General features: G+C 42.2%; 16 protein-coding genes and 3 tRNA genes. 12 read left to right on the forward strand and 7 right to left on the reverse strand.

Features of this window, described 5'->3' with window-relative positions; all coding sequences use genetic code 11:
* The 6 genes from AAEY97_RS19690 to AAEY97_RS19715 form a co-directional block, all read right to left on the reverse strand.
* Positions 1–75: transfer RNA gene (locus AAEY97_RS19690), tRNA-Gln, on the reverse strand.
* 45 nt (positions 76–120) lie between these two features.
* A tRNA-Leu gene (locus tag AAEY97_RS19695) sits at positions 121–205 on the reverse strand.
* A 45-nt stretch (positions 206–250) separates the two neighbouring features.
* Positions 251–327 (reverse strand) — tRNA-Met (locus AAEY97_RS19700).
* Between the two features lie 213 nt (positions 328–540).
* Positions 541–1632, reverse strand: a complete 1092-nt coding sequence (ychF, locus tag AAEY97_RS19705) for a redox-regulated ATPase YchF (RefSeq protein WP_101088712.1) — start codon at positions 1630–1632, stop codon at positions 541–543.
* A gap of 77 nt (positions 1633–1709) precedes the next feature.
* Positions 1710–2297: an aminoacyl-tRNA hydrolase gene (gene pth / locus AAEY97_RS19710; protein WP_351000954.1), complete on the reverse strand. Its 588-nt coding sequence runs from the start codon at positions 2295–2297 to the stop codon at positions 1710–1712.
* 218 nt (positions 2298–2515) lie between these two features.
* On the reverse strand, positions 2516–3739 hold the full coding sequence (locus AAEY97_RS19715; RefSeq protein WP_351000957.1) for an FAD-dependent monooxygenase: 1224 nt from the start codon (positions 3737–3739) through the stop codon (positions 2516–2518).
* 227 nt (positions 3740–3966) lie between these two features.
* On the opposite strand from AAEY97_RS19715, the gene AAEY97_RS19720 reads away from it, so the two are divergent.
* From AAEY97_RS19720 to AAEY97_RS19755, 8 genes are all read left to right on the forward strand, one after another.
* Positions 3967–4389 carry a hypothetical protein gene (locus AAEY97_RS19720; protein WP_351000959.1) on the forward strand — a complete coding sequence of 141 codons (423 nt, stop codon included), beginning with the start codon at positions 3967–3969 and terminating at the stop codon, positions 4387–4389.
* Between the two features lie 82 nt (positions 4390–4471).
* Entirely contained in the window at positions 4472–5896 is a 1425-nt protein-coding gene (gene miaB / locus AAEY97_RS19725) for a tRNA (N6-isopentenyl adenosine(37)-C2)-methylthiotransferase MiaB (protein ID WP_101088708.1), read from the forward strand.
* 161 nt (positions 5897–6057) lie between these two features.
* The gene (locus tag AAEY97_RS19730; protein WP_162023778.1) at positions 6058–7122 is read left to right on the forward strand and encodes a PhoH family protein; all 1065 of its coding nucleotides are present in this window, start codon (positions 6058–6060) and stop codon (positions 7120–7122) included.
* Complete coding sequence (gene ybeY, locus AAEY97_RS19735) at positions 7119–7589, forward strand: rRNA maturation RNase YbeY (protein ID WP_101088706.1); 471 nt, start codon at positions 7119–7121, stop codon at positions 7587–7589. Before AAEY97_RS19730 ends, ybeY begins: the two co-directional genes overlap by 4 nt.
* A gap of 45 nt (positions 7590–7634) precedes the next feature.
* Positions 7635–8513, forward strand: a complete 879-nt coding sequence (gene corC / locus AAEY97_RS19740; protein ID WP_101088705.1) for a CNNM family magnesium/cobalt transport protein CorC — start codon at positions 7635–7637, stop codon at positions 8511–8513.
* Between the two features lie 3 nt (positions 8514–8516).
* Positions 8517–10079 (forward strand): apolipoprotein N-acyltransferase, encoded by a 1563-nt coding sequence (gene lnt, locus AAEY97_RS19745; protein WP_351000964.1) that lies wholly within the window; start codon positions 8517–8519, stop codon positions 10077–10079.
* 12 nt (positions 10080–10091) lie between these two features.
* Entirely contained in the window at positions 10092–10604 is a 513-nt protein-coding gene (locus AAEY97_RS19750; protein WP_101088703.1) for a prepilin-type N-terminal cleavage/methylation domain-containing protein, read from the forward strand.
* Positions 10605–10715: 111 nt separating this feature from the next.
* A complete protein-coding gene (locus AAEY97_RS19755) occupies positions 10716–11006 on the forward strand; it encodes a DUF6482 family protein (RefSeq protein ID WP_174839650.1) in 291 nt (96 codons plus the stop codon).
* 16 nt (positions 11007–11022) lie between these two features.
* Here the strand turns inward: AAEY97_RS19755 and AAEY97_RS19760 are convergent, their stop codons facing one another.
* On the reverse strand, positions 11023–11523 hold the full coding sequence (locus AAEY97_RS19760) for a zinc ribbon-containing protein (RefSeq protein WP_101088702.1): 501 nt from the start codon (positions 11521–11523) through the stop codon (positions 11023–11025).
* Positions 11524–11643: 120 nt separating this feature from the next.
* On the opposite strand from AAEY97_RS19760, the gene leuS reads away from it, so the two are divergent.
* From leuS to nadD, 4 genes are all read left to right on the forward strand, one after another.
* Positions 11644–14235 carry a leucine--tRNA ligase gene (gene leuS / locus AAEY97_RS19765; protein ID WP_351000989.1) on the forward strand — a complete coding sequence of 864 codons (2592 nt, stop codon included), beginning with the start codon at positions 11644–11646 and terminating at the stop codon, positions 14233–14235.
* A gap of 139 nt (positions 14236–14374) precedes the next feature.
* Entirely contained in the window at positions 14375–14869 is a 495-nt protein-coding gene (locus tag AAEY97_RS19770) for an LPS-assembly lipoprotein LptE (RefSeq protein WP_059744816.1), read from the forward strand.
* Positions 14869–15903, forward strand: coding sequence for a DNA polymerase III subunit delta (holA, locus tag AAEY97_RS19775; RefSeq protein WP_351000967.1), 1035 nt, complete (start codon positions 14869–14871; stop codon positions 15901–15903). The genes AAEY97_RS19770 and holA overlap by 1 nt, the downstream gene beginning before the upstream one ends.
* A gap of 21 nt (positions 15904–15924) precedes the next feature.
* Complete coding sequence (gene nadD / locus AAEY97_RS19780) at positions 15925–16560, forward strand: nicotinate-nucleotide adenylyltransferase (protein ID WP_351000970.1); 636 nt, start codon at positions 15925–15927, stop codon at positions 16558–16560.
* Positions 16561–16711: the final 151 nt, after the last annotated feature.

Genomic DNA, 16711 nt, shown 5'->3' on the forward strand with positions numbered 1-16711 from the left:
TGGCTGGGATACAAGGATTCGAACCTTGGAATGCTGAGATCAAAACCCAGTGCCTTACCGCTTGGCGATATCCCAATCAAACTTTTTGAAACATCCGCTTAAGCCAATATTTCTAATAAATGGTACGGAAGGAGAGACTTGAACTCTCACACCTTGCGGCACCAGAACCTAAATCTGGCGTGTCTACCAATTCCACCACTCCCGCACAACACTCTAGTTTAACATCTTGAGCAGATGGGTAAGAAATAGATGGTAGCAATAGCGGGACTTGAACCTGCGACCCCAGCATTATGAGTGCTGTGCTCTAACCAGCTGAGCTATATTGCCACTATTTCTTGCTATCCCTCTTGGTGAGGAACGGGGCGTATTATGCTTATTCAGGTTATCTAGGTCAACTGGTTTTTTTCGCTATTTTCATCAATTCGACTTGTTCGGCTATAACTTCACCAAACTGAATGCCGAATCGACAAAATAAACCCAATTAACACACCTTAAACACCTTTACGCCCCATTTTAATTTCTAATTAACGTAAGTGACACTTATACGTTAAATAAGAAATGCATTACATCGCCATCTTTAACGATGTATGTTTTACCTTCAACACGTAATTTACCCGCATCTTTGGCGCCAGCTTCACCTTTGTAGGTAATAAAATCTTGATATGCCATAACCTGTGCACGAATAAAGCCACGTTCAAAGTCGGTATGGATTACGCCAGCAGCTTGTGGGGCAGAAGCACCAACAGGTACTGTCCATGCGCGAACTTCTTTTACACCTGCAGTAAAGTACGTTTGCAGATTCAGTAATTCGTAACCTGCACGAATTACGCGGTCTAAGCCAGACTCTTCTAAACCAAGGTCAGCCATAAACTCTGCGCGGTCATCTGCTTCCATTTCTGCTAATTCAGATTCAATAGCAGCACATACAGGCACAACGATAGCATTTTCTGTAGCGGCAATAGCACGAACAACATCTAAATGAGGGTTGTTTTCGAAACCATCATCGGCAACGTTAGCAATGTACATTGTTGGTTTAATCGTTAAGAAGTTAAGGTAAGCAACGGCTGCTAACTCTTCTTTAGTTAATTCCAACGAACGCAACATTTGGCCTTCATTTAACAATGGACGCATTTTTTCAAGTACAGCGACTTCAAATTTTGCATCACCGTCGCCGCCTTTAGCACGTTTAGCTTGACGAAAAATAGCGCGCTCACATGCGTCTAAGTCTGCTAGAGCTAGCTCTGTATTAATGACTTCAATATCGCCAGCTGGATCAATTTTATTCGCTACGTGAACAATGTTCGGGTCTTCAAAACAGCGTACTACATGACCAATTGCATCAGTTTCACGAATGTTAGCTAAAAACTTGTTACCTAAGCCTTCACCTTTCGATGCACCAGCGACTAGACCAGCGATATCAACGAACTCCATAGAAGTAGGTAAAATACGTTGAGGTTTAACAATAGCAGCTAACGCATCAAGACGTGCATCTGGTACCGGTACCACACCCGTGTTTGGCTCAATAGTGCAAAACGGAAAGTTTGCCGCTTCAATACCCGCTTGTGTTAACGCATTAAACAACGTTGACTTACCCACGTTTGGCAGACCAACAATGCCGCATTTAAAACCCATATGCTTACCTTTATATATGTAGAGTTATCCCATTGGATAATGATGTCGAAAGGGTGTTAAAACAAAACTCGCTTGGCTTATTCTGCTTTGAACGAATGTAATCTATGCATGGCTTTCGCTATGTCTTGGTTAAATAAAATCTCGGTTGAACGAACCGCTTCATCAATCGCGGCGTTTATTCGCTCTTGCTCTATCGTTGGTGCCCTGCCAAGTACGTAGCCGCTGACTTTATTTTTATCGCCTGGATGGCCAATGCCAATGCGCAAACGATGAAAGTTTTTGTCGTTACCTAAACTGGCAATAATGTCTTTTAAACCATTATGACCGCCATGGCCACCGCCCAACTTGAATTTAGCCACACCAGGATCCATATCCAGCTCATCATGGGCGACTAAGATTTCCTCGGGCAAAATGCGGAAAAAATTGGCTAACGCTGCAACCGACTTACCACTTAAGTTCATATACGTTGTCGGGATCAGTAAACGAACATCCCTGCCATGCAACGTTGCACGGGCTGTGACACCAAAATATTTACTCTCTGCAACCAAAGGGACATTACATATACGCGCTAATTCTTGCACGTACCATGCACCAGCATTATGGCGAGTTTGTGCGTATTCAGCACCCGGATTTGCCAACCCGACAATCAATTTAATGTTACTCATCACAACCTAGTCAGTTTAATAGCAAACAATGCTGCTAAATGCCTTCATGGGGTACATCAAAATACACATGATGCAAAACGCGGCATTTTATACCAATTTCACTCATAATGTAATCATTCAAAGTCACTCATGCTTTACGGTTGACGACTCTTTATAGAAGTCATGTTTGTTGCGTAGTAAGCCTAGCTAACAAATGGCACATATCGCCAACCGATAGTTTAATTCAGCCCAAGCGCGTACTTCAATACTTTACGTTTTAGCGGTGAGTCGATATTGGCCAGTTTTAACGCGCCATTACGCAGTAATTTTAATGGCAATAAATTGTTACTAAAACCAGCATAAAAAGCATCCATTGCAGTCATCATCAATTGATTATCATAATATCGCGCTTGCTGATAATGCTTTAATACACTCGCATGCCACCATGTTTTACCATTACCAATAGCATTAGCAATTTGAGCCACCAGCACATCGACATCTTTAAAACCAATATTAACGCCTTGGCCAGCTAATGGATTAATCGTGTGAGCTGCATCGCCAATAATAACCAGGTTATCTTGATAATATTGTTGTGCATGGCGCCGAGTTAATGGAAAACTACCGCGATTTTCAACAGTAAAATTAGGGTCTAATCTCGACGGAAAATGTAGCCTGATTTGTTCAGCAAGTTGTAGATCATTCAGTTGAGATAACTGTTTAATTCGATTGGCATCGTCATACCACACTAACGAAGCATTATTTCCAGGAAGCGGTAGTAAGCTTCTAGGCCCTGCTGGAGTAAATTGCTGCCAGGTAATTGATTGCTGAGGAGTTTGAGTACTTATATTGATTAACATTGCCGATTGGGCATAATCCCAACCTGTCACCCCAATACCAGCCCATTGGCGCACTTGCGAGTTAGCCCCATCGGCACCAACAAGTAATGTTGTAGTAAGCATATCGCTATTATCCAGCAAAACGCCGACTTGATGACCATCTCTTAAACGCGAAAACTGCATCACTTTAGCTGGACACAGTAAGGTGATGTTGTCCATTTGATGAATTTGTTGCCATAGGCTTAATTGAATTAAACGGTTTTCAAAAAAATAGCCTAAGTGCGGCTGGCCAACTTGTTCGGCGCTAAATGCAGTAAGGCAGCCATCAAGTTCCCATGTTTCTAAACCAGTATATGGCACATGACGCATGGTTAGCAGCTCATCCATAACACCAAGTCGCGCTAACAATTGCTCAGATGCCACACTAATTGCCGAAACTCGTACATCTAGAGGCTGCTCAGGTTCATAAGGTTGCGGTTGGCGAGATTCAATCACTGCAACACTGAGCCCTAACTGACCTAATCCAATCGCTGCTGCTGCACCGACCATTCCGCCGCCAACAACGACAACATCATAATGATTAGTGTGACCAGTGGTGTTCGTTGATGTGCATGAAGCATCTTGCATTGTGTTGGCATCCATAAATAGTGAGATGAGTTTCTGTTTAATATGACAGTGAATAGAGGTCAATATATGTATAAATATGTCTATAAGAGCTAAAGCATGACCAAATGTTGCTATAACGGCTTTTACCTACACCTGCTTACAATGAACAAAAATCAATCAATAAACGATTTTATATACTGTGACTGTCTCATTAATTGATCCACTTTACGTAATCAAGAGAGGGCATCATGAACAGTCACCATCAATTTGTACGCCATTACATTCGCTATGGTTTAATTGCCACAGTTTTGATCACCACAGTTTTGATCACCACAATCATAAGTTGCGCATTAATACTGTCGACTAATGCCAGTGCCAATAACCCCAAAAATAATTTAATCATTCCGGACGCAACAAATATAGGTTCCATTGAAACCATTACCGTGACATATCGTAATGCATTCGATTATGCCCTATATCAACAAACCACGGAAATGTTGCTCAGCTTTAATCGCGATTTAAGCCAAAGTAATCTCGTTCAAGTCCAGCAACAAAGTCGCCAAATGGCCGCGGAATTTGGTTTTTACTCCGCTCAATCCATCACGTTTAACGCCAACGATAAATCATTACAATTTTCAAGGCTATTACAAAGTTTAGATTCAAATGAGTGAAACTTGCACTAGTGCTAGCCAGACCGCCTGACAACAGGTAAAATGTCGCGCTATTTTTACTGTGATTTACTGGCGAGCACTGATGAGTAAAAAACTTCATATTAAAACCTGGGGCTGTCAAATGAATGAGTATGACTCATCAAAGATGGCCGATTTATTAGACGACTATCAAGGATATACCTTGACCGAGGACGCAAGCGAAGCAGATGTTCTGCTGCTTAATACTTGCTCTATTCGTGAAAAAGCACAGGAGAAGGTATTCCATCAGCTAGGGCGTTGGAAATCTTTAAAAGATAAAAATCCTAATTTAATTATTGGGGTCGGCGGTTGCGTTGCCTCGCAAGAAGGTAAAGCAATTAAAGATCGCGCTCAATGCGTTGATATTATCTTTGGTCCACAAACATTGCATCGTTTACCTGAGATGATTGAACAAATTCAACGTGGCGAAAAAGCCGTGATTGATATCAGTTTCCCAGAAATTGAGAAGTTCGATCGTCTTCCTGAGCCTCGCGCTGACGGTCCAACCGCGTTCGTGTCAATTATGGAAGGTTGCAGTAAGTACTGTTCTTTCTGCGTGGTACCTTATACCCGTGGTGAAGAAGTCAGCCGTCCGTTAGATGACGTTATTCTTGAAGTGGCCCAATTAGCCGCCCAAGGTGTACGTGAAGTCAATTTATTAGGTCAAAACGTTAACGCATATCGCGGTGCAACTCATGATGATGAGATATGTACCTTTGCGGAATTATTGCGCCTAGTGGCCTCAATTGATGGTATCGACCGTCTACGTTTTACCACTAGCCACCCAATTGAATTCACCCAAGACATTATCGATGTGTATGAAGACACGCCTGAATTGGTGAGCTTCCTGCATTTACCGGTGCAATCGGGTTCTGATCGTATTTTGACCCAAATGAAACGCGGTCACATGGCAATTGAATACAAGTCGATTATTCGTCGCTTGCGTAAAGCGCGTCCTGATATTCAAATCAGTTCAGACTTTATTATTGGTTTCCCTGGCGAATCTAAACAAGATTTCGCTGATACCATGAAACTGATTGAAGATGTTGGTTTTGACCACAGCTTTAGCTTTATCTACAGCGCTCGCCCAGGCACGCCTGCGGCAGATTTGCCTGATGATGTTAGCGACGAAGAAAAGAAGCAGCGTTTAGCCATTTTACAAGAGCGCATTACGCAACAAGCAATGCGTTATAGCCGTCATATGTTAGGCTCGGTTCAACGTATTTTAGTAGAAGGTCCATCGGTAAAGAATCCAATGGAACTTCGCGGTCGTACTGAAAACAGTCGAGTCGTTAACTTTGAAGCCGCCCACACTCATATCGGCAGTTTCGTTGATGTGAAAATTGTTGATGTTTATACCAACTCATTACGCGGCGAATTTGTCCGTGGTGAAGATGAAATGGATTTACGTCGCAGTTTACAACCAGCTGATATTATGGCTAAACACAAGCAAGATGACGCATTAGGTGTGACCCACTTTAAGCCGTAATTCATGTTTGTTGCTTAAGATGATATTAAAGGCGGCTTGTCCGCCTTTAATTTTGCCTAAAATTAGTCATATTATGGTAATTCGATACAGAGACTCGTAAACTGTCATTATTACTAAATGGCATATATTTTGTTGTCCAATACCAAAACCTGGAGCCTTATTTGACCACTAAAGTCACTACCATGAATTTGTATCTAGAACCTTCAGATACTCGCCGCCTCGTGTCATTATGTGGCCCATTTGATGACAACATCAAACAGCTAGAGCGCCGATTAGGTGTTGAGATTGTTCATAAAGATAACCACTTCACTATTGTTGGACTGCCACGTAATGCGCTCAATGCCAATAACTTGCTGCGTCAGTTATACATTGAAACCCAAACCGTAAAAGGCAGCACGCCAGACTTAGAACCTGAAGTAGTGCATTTAGCCATTCAAGAAGCCATTAACCTTGAAGCACAGCAAGACTCTGACGACAGTAGCATCCATATAAAAACTAAGCGTGGTGTGATTAAGCCTCGTACACCAAATCAAAGTGTGTACATGCATAATATCACTCGTCACGACATCAGCTTTGGTATTGGCCCTGCTGGTACAGGTAAAACTTACCTTGCTGTTGCAGCGGCGGTTGATGCGTATGAGCGACAAGAAGTGCGTCGTATTCTATTAACTCGTCCTGCAGTTGAAGCCGGCGAGAAACTCGGTTTTTTACCGGGCGATTTAAGCCAAAAAGTCGATCCATATCTACGCCCACTTTATGATGCCTTATTTGAGATGATGGGTTTTGAGAAAGTTGAAAAACTGATTGAACGCGGCGTAATTGAAGTCGCCCCGCTCGCTTACATGCGCGGCCGGACTCTCAATGATGCTTTCATTATTTTAGATGAAGCCCAAAACACCACAGTTGAACAAATGAAAATGTTCTTAACCCGTATTGGGTTTAATTCTCGTGCGGTGATCACTGGCGATATTACTCAAATTGATTTACCTCGTAGCCAAAAATCAGGCCTACGTCACGCCATTGAGGTTCTCAGTGAAGTATCTGAGATCAGCTTTAATTTCTTTATTGCCCAAGATGTGGTCCGCCACCCTGTTGTTGCTCGTATCGTTGAAGCGTATGAAGCATTCGAGCAACAAGAGCAAATCCAAAAAACCATCAAAGAACAAGCTTATCGTGAACGTGAGCAGAAACGTCAGCTAATAGATAAAGAGGAAAGTGCTCAATGAGCCAGCAAGGGATATCATTAGATCTCGACCTGCAAATTGCAGTCGATAATCCACATTTACCGACACAAGCTGAGTTTGAAACTTGGGTTCGAACGGCTATTGGCCAAACAATGCCAGTAGTCGAGTTAACCATTCGTATTGTTGATATTGCCGAAAGTCAGCAGCTCAATTCAACTTATCGCGGTAAAGACAAACCAACTAACGTATTGTCATTTCCATTTGAAGCGCCGCCTGAAGTTGAATTGCCATTATTGGGTGACCTCGTTATCTGTGCACCAGTGGTGGAACAAGAAGCAATTGAGCAAAATAAACCGCTAATCGCACACTGGGCACACATGGTCATACACGGTAGCTTGCATTTGCTGGGTTATGACCATATTATCGACGAAGAAGCCGATGAGATGGAGTCATTAGAGACCCAACTTGTTGAAGGCTTAGGTTTTGACAATCCCTATAAGGAAGCATAAATAAACAAGGTATATCTTATAGATAACCCTGTTTAGGTAAATATTATGAGTGACGATATCCCCCCGAGTACAAACGCCCACAAGAAGAGCTGGTTCGATAAAATTAACCAATTATTTCAGGGCGAACCTCAAAATCGCGAAGATTTAGTTGATGTCATCGCCGGTGCAGAAATGCGTGACCTCATCACCGAAGATACTCGCGAAATGATTAAAGGTGTATTAGAGGTTTCCGACCTTCGTGTGCGCGACATCATGATCCCAAGATCGCAAATTGTTACCATTCAAATAGACTCGACCGTCGATGAGTTTTTAGAAATCGTCATGGATTCAGGTCACTCTCGCTTCCCTGTTGTTAATGAAGACAAAGATCATATTGAAGGCATTTTACTGGCTAAAGATTTGATCAAATACGGATTTAAACAATCTGATGAATCTTTTACTCTTGCCCAAGTGATTCGACCTGCCGTGGTCGTTCCTGAAAGTAAAAGAGTCGATGTACTGCTCAAAGAATTCCGCTCACAACGCTACCATATGGCGATTGTTGTCGATGAATATGGTGGAGTGTCAGGCCTAGTCACTATTGAAGATATTCTCGAAGAAATTGTCGGGGAAATTGAAGATGAATTTGACCATAATTCAGTTGAAGATACCGAAATCAAAAAACTCAGTAACACAGTGTTCATGGTAAAAGCGCTGACTGAAATTGAAGATTTCAACGATGCCTGTGGTACCAACTTCAGTGATGAAGAGTTCGATACTGTCGGTGGTATGGTGTCGCATGCATTTGGCCATTTACCAGAACGTAATGAAAGCATTATCATCAACAATATCGAGTTCAAAGTCATTAACGCAGATAACCGCCGCTTGGTGCAACTTCGTGTTAAACTCCCTGACCCTAATATTAGTGAAGAATTCGACGACTAAATCGTGCTAAAAACTCAACCTTTACACTCTTCTTTGAGTATTGTTCGTCTGGTGACGGCATTTATTGCTGGCGCCAGTACGGCACTTTCGTTTGCGCCTTATGAAATTTGGGCCATATTTCCTTTAGCATTGAGTTTTGCCCTATGGCAGAGTCATACATTAACCGCCAAACAAAGTTTGTATTACTGGCTTAGTTTCGGTTTTGGCTGCTTTGCCATTGGCATTAGTTGGGTGCATGTCAGTATTGATACCTTTGGTGGCATGCCCATTGTTGTGTCGATAACCTTAATGGCTTTACTGGCACTGTATCTGGCAATTTATCCCGCAATAACAGGATACTTGCTCAGCAAGTTATCACGCACAGCTAAGCACTCCTTAAATCCTTACTTTACCTATCTAGGATTATTCCCAGCATTATGGGTGCTAACTGAATGGTTAAGAGGATGGGTACTGACAGGTTTCCCTTGGATTTGGGCTGGCTACAGCCAAACATTAGGGCCTCTTAGTGAATTTGCCAGCTTTATTGGTGCGTTAGGACTGAGCTTTGTGGTGGCTTTAGTTGCAGGCTCACTGATGCTGTTAACACAAAAGCGAGTATTCCCAGTGCTAATCATATTACCTATCTTGGCATTAAGCGCTTGGGCGGCACCGCAACTCAACCCAATATCAGCCAGTGGTAAAACAGTTAAAGTGGCATTAGTGCAGGGTAATATTCCCCAAAGTATGAAGTGGGAGCCCGATGCATTGTGGCCAACCATGCTTAAATACATGGATCTAACCCGTGAGCAATTTGATGATGCCTCTAGTGTCGATATCGTTATTTGGCCAGAAGCTGCCATTCCTGCACCAGAAGCCATGGTGGAAGACTTTTTAATCAATGCCAATCAAGTCGCCAATATGAATAACATTGCGATTATTACAGGCATTATTAGCCACCAGCAAAATGATTTTTATAACTCATTAATCGTATTAGGTAATCACCATCAGAAGCAGCAACAAAGTGCTGACTATATTGCCGGTGGCACCAACGAGTTTAAGAAACATCATTTACTGCCAATTGGTGAGTTCGTGCCATTAGGGGATTTATTACGCCCTATTGCACCGTTTTTTAATTTACCAATGTCATCATTCCAACGTGGTGACTACACTCAACCTAATTTAATTGCACTGGGTTATCATGTAGCGCCGGCGATTTGTTATGAAATTGCCTTTCCAGAGCAAGTAAGAGCAAGCGTTACAAATGAAACAGATATGCTACTCACAGTATCAAACGACGCTTGGTTTGGCGCATCTAACGGGCCATTACAGCACATGGAAATAGCCCAAATGCGTGCCATTGAAATGGGTAAACCATTACTGCGTGGTACCAATAATGGCATTACTGCAGTCGTTGATCCGCATGGACGAATTACCGATGCTATCCCGCAGTTTGAAACTGGGGTGTTAGTAACCAATATTGCACTTTATCAAGGTGAAACTTGGTTTAGAAAAATAGGTCAATTCCCCTTACTCATACTGTGCGGTTTATTAGTGTTATTTAGTGTCAGAAACGTCTTACGTAAATAACAGGACAATTTGATGTCACAATCGATTCGACTCCAAACACAGGTTCTCTCAAAAGGATTTACCTTAATAGAGTTGATTGTGGTCATCATTATTTTAGGTATTCTAGCGCTGGTTGCAGCACCTAAATTTATTGGCTTGAGTACCGAAGCGAGACAGCGCACCCTATCGGGCCTCATGGGCAGCATTAAAACAGCCAATACTCTGGTGTATGCCCGTTCAAAAATGACGAGCTTACGAGTGCAAGCAGTCACAAACCGCGATGACTTAATCGATATTGATATCGACAACGACGGAGTATTTGAAACTCGGTTAAAATGGGGCTATTTAGACAACACGGACATTGAAAAATGGATCGTTGTGGATGACGCTTTTACCATTCAATATCAAGGAATTGCTATTACTTATATCGGATATGATAAAGATGATAATGGCCAGGTCATCAATGACAATTGTTACTTCTCTTACACTCAAGCCGCAGATGCAAATACAGCACCCCAATATCAAACTGTAGTCAGTGGTTGCTAATCTAAAACCGTCTTTCAATGCATTTAGATGTTAAAAATAAGCTATCAATATAAACTAAGCTTCAGCTTGCTTCGTAATGTCTTGGGTAAACAACTATTGGTGAAGATTACGATGCAACTATTTGAAATAAAATTAGCCATATCCCAACAAACTAAACATCCAACGATTATTAGTTATGCCGACTCAAATCATTATTTGCTCGGTGTTAAAGATCTGCTAGGAAATTTTTACAGTGTTCGCAATAAAGCAGGGAAACAGCTGAGTTTCAACTCAATCAAACAAGCTGAAGTGTTATTGAAACAACAAGGCATTCATTATGCCATGCTAGAAATTCAGACAGCGTATGATGAAATGATCGGTAACAGCAGTACGAGTCACTACCATTACCGAGTAGAGTTTTAAGTATTCACTTAGCTGGTTATGGTGTTAACGGCTCCCTTGAAAACTCATTATAATCACATTTTGGGCAGTCGGGGATGACCCCAGGAAAATCGATTTGCATTTGATGACCACATTTATCGCAGGTCAGTTTACCTTGGTTAATAATTTCCCCAGACTTATAAACACCATGATGTTTAAAATCTTGTAAAAGTTCATGCCACTCCACTTGGCTACGATCAGTTATTTCGCTCAACCACTGCCATAATGTATTCTCAATCCCAATAACCATCGGACTAAAACTCAAATTATCGGCATTTTCCTCATTTAAGAAGGCTGCAATGTCACGCTTTAAAAATTCTTCTACTAAAGCGAGCTCTTCTTCATCTGCATGAGATTTTAGTTTTAAATACTCTTTACCCTGGGTCACTGACTTAAACAAACTTTTAGCAGTCAATGAGTTATCTTGCTCAAACGAGGTTTTCACCTGTTCGAATAGTGACTGATATAAGGCTAATAGTGCTGAACTTTTTCCACTCATAAGTAATACTCCTTAATACGCACCTTTTTAATAGATCACTTCTGGTTTATTCTATGCAGTTATAAATCTCGCTGCTGAGCGTTAGATCAAACAATGGGCGGCATGGCCGGAAATAGATTGATGCAAGAGCTATATAATCCCTCAGAAATTGAAGCCTTAGTGCAAAAGCACTGGCACGAACATAAAACCTTTGAAGTTACTGAAGATGAAAGCAAAGAGAAATTCTATTGTCTTTCAATGTTTCCGTATCCTTCAGGTCGTCTTCACATGGGCCACGTCCGTAACTACACAATAGGCGATGTAGTGGCACGATATCAACGTTTGCAAGGTAAAAATGTTTTGCAACCGATTGGTTGGGACTCATTTGGTCTGCCTGCAGAAAATGCCGCGATCAATAATAAGACCTCGCCGGCACCGTGGACATACGAAAATATCGACTACATGAAGAACCAACTTAAGCTATTAGGCTTTGGTTATGACTGGAGTCGTGAAATCGCTACCTGTACCCCTGAGTACTATCGTTGGGAACAATGGTTCTTCACTCAGTTGTATGCCAAAGGTTTAGTGTACAAAAAAACCTCATCAGTAAACTGGTGTCCAAACGATGAAACCGTACTCGCAAACGAGCAAGTACAAGATGGTTGCTGCTGGCGCTGTGATACTGAAGTGATTCAGAAAGAAATTCCTCAGTGGTTTATTAAAATCACCGATTACGCTGAAGAATTACTTAACGACATCGACACGTTAGATGGCTGGCCTGAGCAGGTTAAATCCATGCAACGCAACTGGATTGGCCGCAGTGAAGGTATTGAAATGACCTTTGCCGTTGCTGACAGTGATGCCTCGTTTGACATCTACACCACTCGTCCAGATACCTTAATGGGCGTGACTTATGTAGCTATTGCAGCAGGTCATCCTTTAGCTGAACAGCCTGCATTGAATAACCCTGAGTTAGCCGCATTTTTAGAAGAATGTAAAAATGCTGATACCACTGAAGCTGCGATGGCTTCGATGGAGAAAAAAGGCGTAGCAACCGGTTTACAAGCTATTCATCCTATTAGTGGCAAGTTAGTACCTATTTGGGTCGCTAACTTTGTATTGATGAATTACGGCACGGGTGCGGTAATGTCGGTACCTGCTCATGATCAACGCGATTATGAATTTGCGCTTAAATATAAGCTTGCGATTGAAGCGGTCATTAAGCCAGTAGATGGCGAAGTAGACGTCAGCAAAGAAGCCTACACCGAAAAAGGTATCGTATTTAATTCTGGAGACACTTTCCCAGAGCTTGACGGTTTAGACTTTCAAGCGGCTTTTGAAGCCATTGATGCTCGATTAACTGCAGAAGGCAAAGGCAAGCGTCAAGTAAACTACCGTTTACGTGACTGGGGTGTATCTCGTCAGCGTTACTGGGGTGCTCCTATCCCAATGGTGACCCTCGCAGATGGTACTGTTGTGCCAACGCCTGAAGATCAACTGCCAGTTATTTTGCCAGAAGATGTGGTGATGGACGGTATTCAAAGTCCAATTAAAGCCGATAAGGCTTGGGCCGAAACCACAGTCAACGGTCAGCCAGCAACCCGTGAAACAGATACCTTTGATACCTTTATGGAATCATCGTGGTATTACGCCCGTTACTGTAGCCCTCACGCAGACGAAATGTTAGATCCTGCTAAAGCTAACTACTGGTTACCAGTAGATCAGTACATTGGCGGTATCGAACACGCTTGTATGCATTTATTGTATTTCCGCTTTTTCCATAAGTTGCTACGTGATGCTGGCTTAGTCAACAGTGATGAGCCCGCAAAGCAATTACTGACTCAAGGCATGGTATTAGCAGACGCTTATTACTACACCAACGAAAAAGGTGCCCGAGTTTGGGTATCACCTTTAGAAGTGACGGTGGTAGAAAAAGACGACAAAGGCCGCATTATTAAAGCGATAGACAATCAAGGTCATGAACTGGTTTACACTGGTATGAGTAAGATGTCTAAATCGAAAAATAACGGTATCGATCCACAAGTTATGGTTGAAAAGTACGGTGCTGATACCGTACGTTTATTCATGATGTTTGCCTCGCCACCAGAATTAACCCTGGAATGGCAAGAGTCTGGCGTTGAAGGAGCACATCGCTTCATTAAACGTTTCTGGAAATTGGCTAGCGATCATGTTGCTGCAGGTAAAACTGACCCATTAGATACCAGCAAATTAAATGCCGATCAAAAAGCATTGCGCCGTGAATTACATAAGACCATTGCCAAAGTCAGCGATGACATTGCACGTCGTCAAATGTTTAACACCGCTGTAGCCTCAGTAATGGAACTAATGAACCATTTACTGAAAGCCTCACAAGAAACGGCTCAAGATCGAGCATTACTTGCTGAAGCTTTGTCTGCAGTAACGCGTTTGCTTTACCCTATTGTTCCGCATATGACGTTTACGTTATGGAATGAGCTAGGTAACGAAGGTGATATTGAAGATAGCCGTTGGCCTGAAGTCGATGAGTCTGCGTTAGTCGAAGACAGCAAGCTCATTGTGGTACAAGTAAACGGAAAGGTTCGCGCAAAAATTACTGTTGCTGCTGATGCATCAAAAGAAGATGTAGAAGCATTAGGCATGAGTGATGAGCACGTACAAAAACACACTGAAGGGTTAACGGTTCGTAAAGTGATTTACGTGCCCGGTAAACTATTAAGTATTGTTGCTAACTAAGTTGTTTTAATGAGGAGGCTCGTCAGCCTCCGAAATTAGGGTGATAACGTTAACGCTTCAGTGTTATAACTTACCGCGGGTACACCACGGTAAGTTATTTATTTAACCATGCAAATAAACAAGGATGCCTCCCCTCACTATGCTAGCCAAAAAAATCTGTTTAGCCATAATGACATTGGTGCTACTGACCACTGCAGGATGCGGCTTCAAACTCCAACGCAGTTACTCCATCCCTGCCGAATTGGCCGAATTGCATTTAAGCAGCAGCGATGAATACAGTGAGTTAACTCGCTTAGTTCGTGACAGATTACGGATCAACCGTATTAGCCTTGTCGATGCAGCAGAAAAAACACCGACGTTACGGTTAATTAACGACTCACTGGAACGTGCTACACTGTCACTTTATCCCACAGGAAATGTTGCAGAATATGAGCTGATTTACTTAGTGCATTATTCGGTTACTTTACCAGGACAAGAGCCACAAGATTTTGATACTGAAATCCGCCGAGATTATCAAGACGATCCTCGTACTGCATTAGCAAAAAGCCGTGAAATGGAGTTGTTGGTTAAAGAGATGCGCGTACAGGCAGCCGATTATATTATCCAGACTCTGGCGTCAATCGGGGCAGAGTAATGCGGGTTTATCCTGATCAACTCAAACAACATCTCAAACCGCTACCTCAATGTTTTTTACTGTTTGGTGATGACCCATGGTTAATCGAAAACAGTAAACAATTGATCCTCAACGCCGCTAAAAAACAAGGCTTTGAAGAGCGTGTACAGTTGAGCCAAGAAACCGGTTTTAACTGGGGAGATTTAGTCCAAGAATGGCAAGCAATGAGCTTATTTGCCAGCCGGCGGATTATTGAGTTAACCCTGCCGCAAGGCAAACCGGGCATGGAAGGCGCAGCAGCATTTCAAACGCTGTTGCAACACCCTAATCCAGATATGTTATTGATTATTCAAGGCCCTAAAGCCAGTGCAGAGCAAACCAATAGCAAATGGTTTAAATCACTCGATGCCAAAGGTATATACCTACCCTGCACCACGCCTGAAGGTAAACAGTTTGAACGCTGGTTAGACAGTCGTATTTCTCATTATGAACTCACGGTTCACCATGATGCCAAAGCCATGTTGTTTACCCTATTTGAAGGTAACTTATTGGCGGCTGAACAAGCGATGCAATTGTTACAACTGCTCAGCCCTAAGCAAAATATTGCCCCAGAACAACTCAGTGAATATTTCGAAGACCAATCTCGTTTCAGTGTGTTTCAACTTTGTGATGCCATTCTAGGTAATCATCAAAAACATGCGCAACATATGTTGGCTCAATTGCAGGCTGAAGGCACTGCTATGCCCATTTTAATGTGGGCTTTATTCAAAGAGATAAATTTGCTGCTCACCTTGAAACTGGCCGTTCATAATGGCGAGCAACTCAATAAACTGTGGGGCCAGCACCGGATTTGGGATAAGCGTAAACCACTCTATCAAGCTGCAATAACGCGATTAGATTTAGATCATATCGAACATATGCTCGCGTTTGCGTCTAAATTAGAATTAAATCTAAAACAAAAAGGGCTTGAAGATTGGATTGGTCTCAGCCATCTTTGCATTTTATTTGATCCACGAGCACATAACCGTTTAGCTCATATTGAATTAACAGACTGAGACAAAAAGTAAGGACAGCGAATGCGTATCGGTATTTTGGGTGGCACGTTCGACCCTATCCATCTAGGACATATCAATCCTGCACTAGATGTAAAACAGCAACTTCATTTAGACCAGATTTGGCTAATGCCCAATCATATACCCCCACATAAAAATACTACCGTAGTCAGTACTCATCACCGGCTTGAAATGGTGAAGTTAGTTTGCCAGCAGTACCCAGAATTTAAGCTATGTGATATCGAAATCAATCGCGACACCCCGTCTTACAGCGTCACTACGCTCACATTACTCACCCAACAATATCCTGATGATGAATTCTTTTTCATTATGGGCATGGATTCATTTGTTCAATTACCATTGTGGTATCAATGGCAATCATTGTTTAATCTGTGCCATATTGCATTGTGTCAACGCCCTGGTTGGGCAATGGACACCCATAGCGAAATGACCAAAGAATTATTATTCAGACAAGCAACCGCAGACTATCTTGACTCGCCTTCCCATGCTAAAAATGGCAGAATATTCAGCATCAACAGCCAGTTAGTCGATATTTCTTCAACTGAAATACGTCAGCAGTTAGCTCAAAATATTGATATCAGCACGGTTTTATCTCAAACAACAACCGAATATATTCGCCAACATCAGCTCTATCGCTAACACAATAAACCGCACAGTTATTAACTCAACTTTTATGATTATGGGTAAACTCTGCATCGGACACAAAATTAAATCTATCGTTGTTTAGCCTTGCTTAATTGCGCATCAACAGTGAATTTGAGTATAATACTCCGTTAATTTTTACTTATGA

Origin of the sequence: Shewanella sp. TB7-MNA-CIBAN-0143 (assembly GCF_040310065.1) — a bacterium.
GTDB lineage: Bacteria > Pseudomonadota > Gammaproteobacteria > Enterobacterales > Shewanellaceae > Shewanella.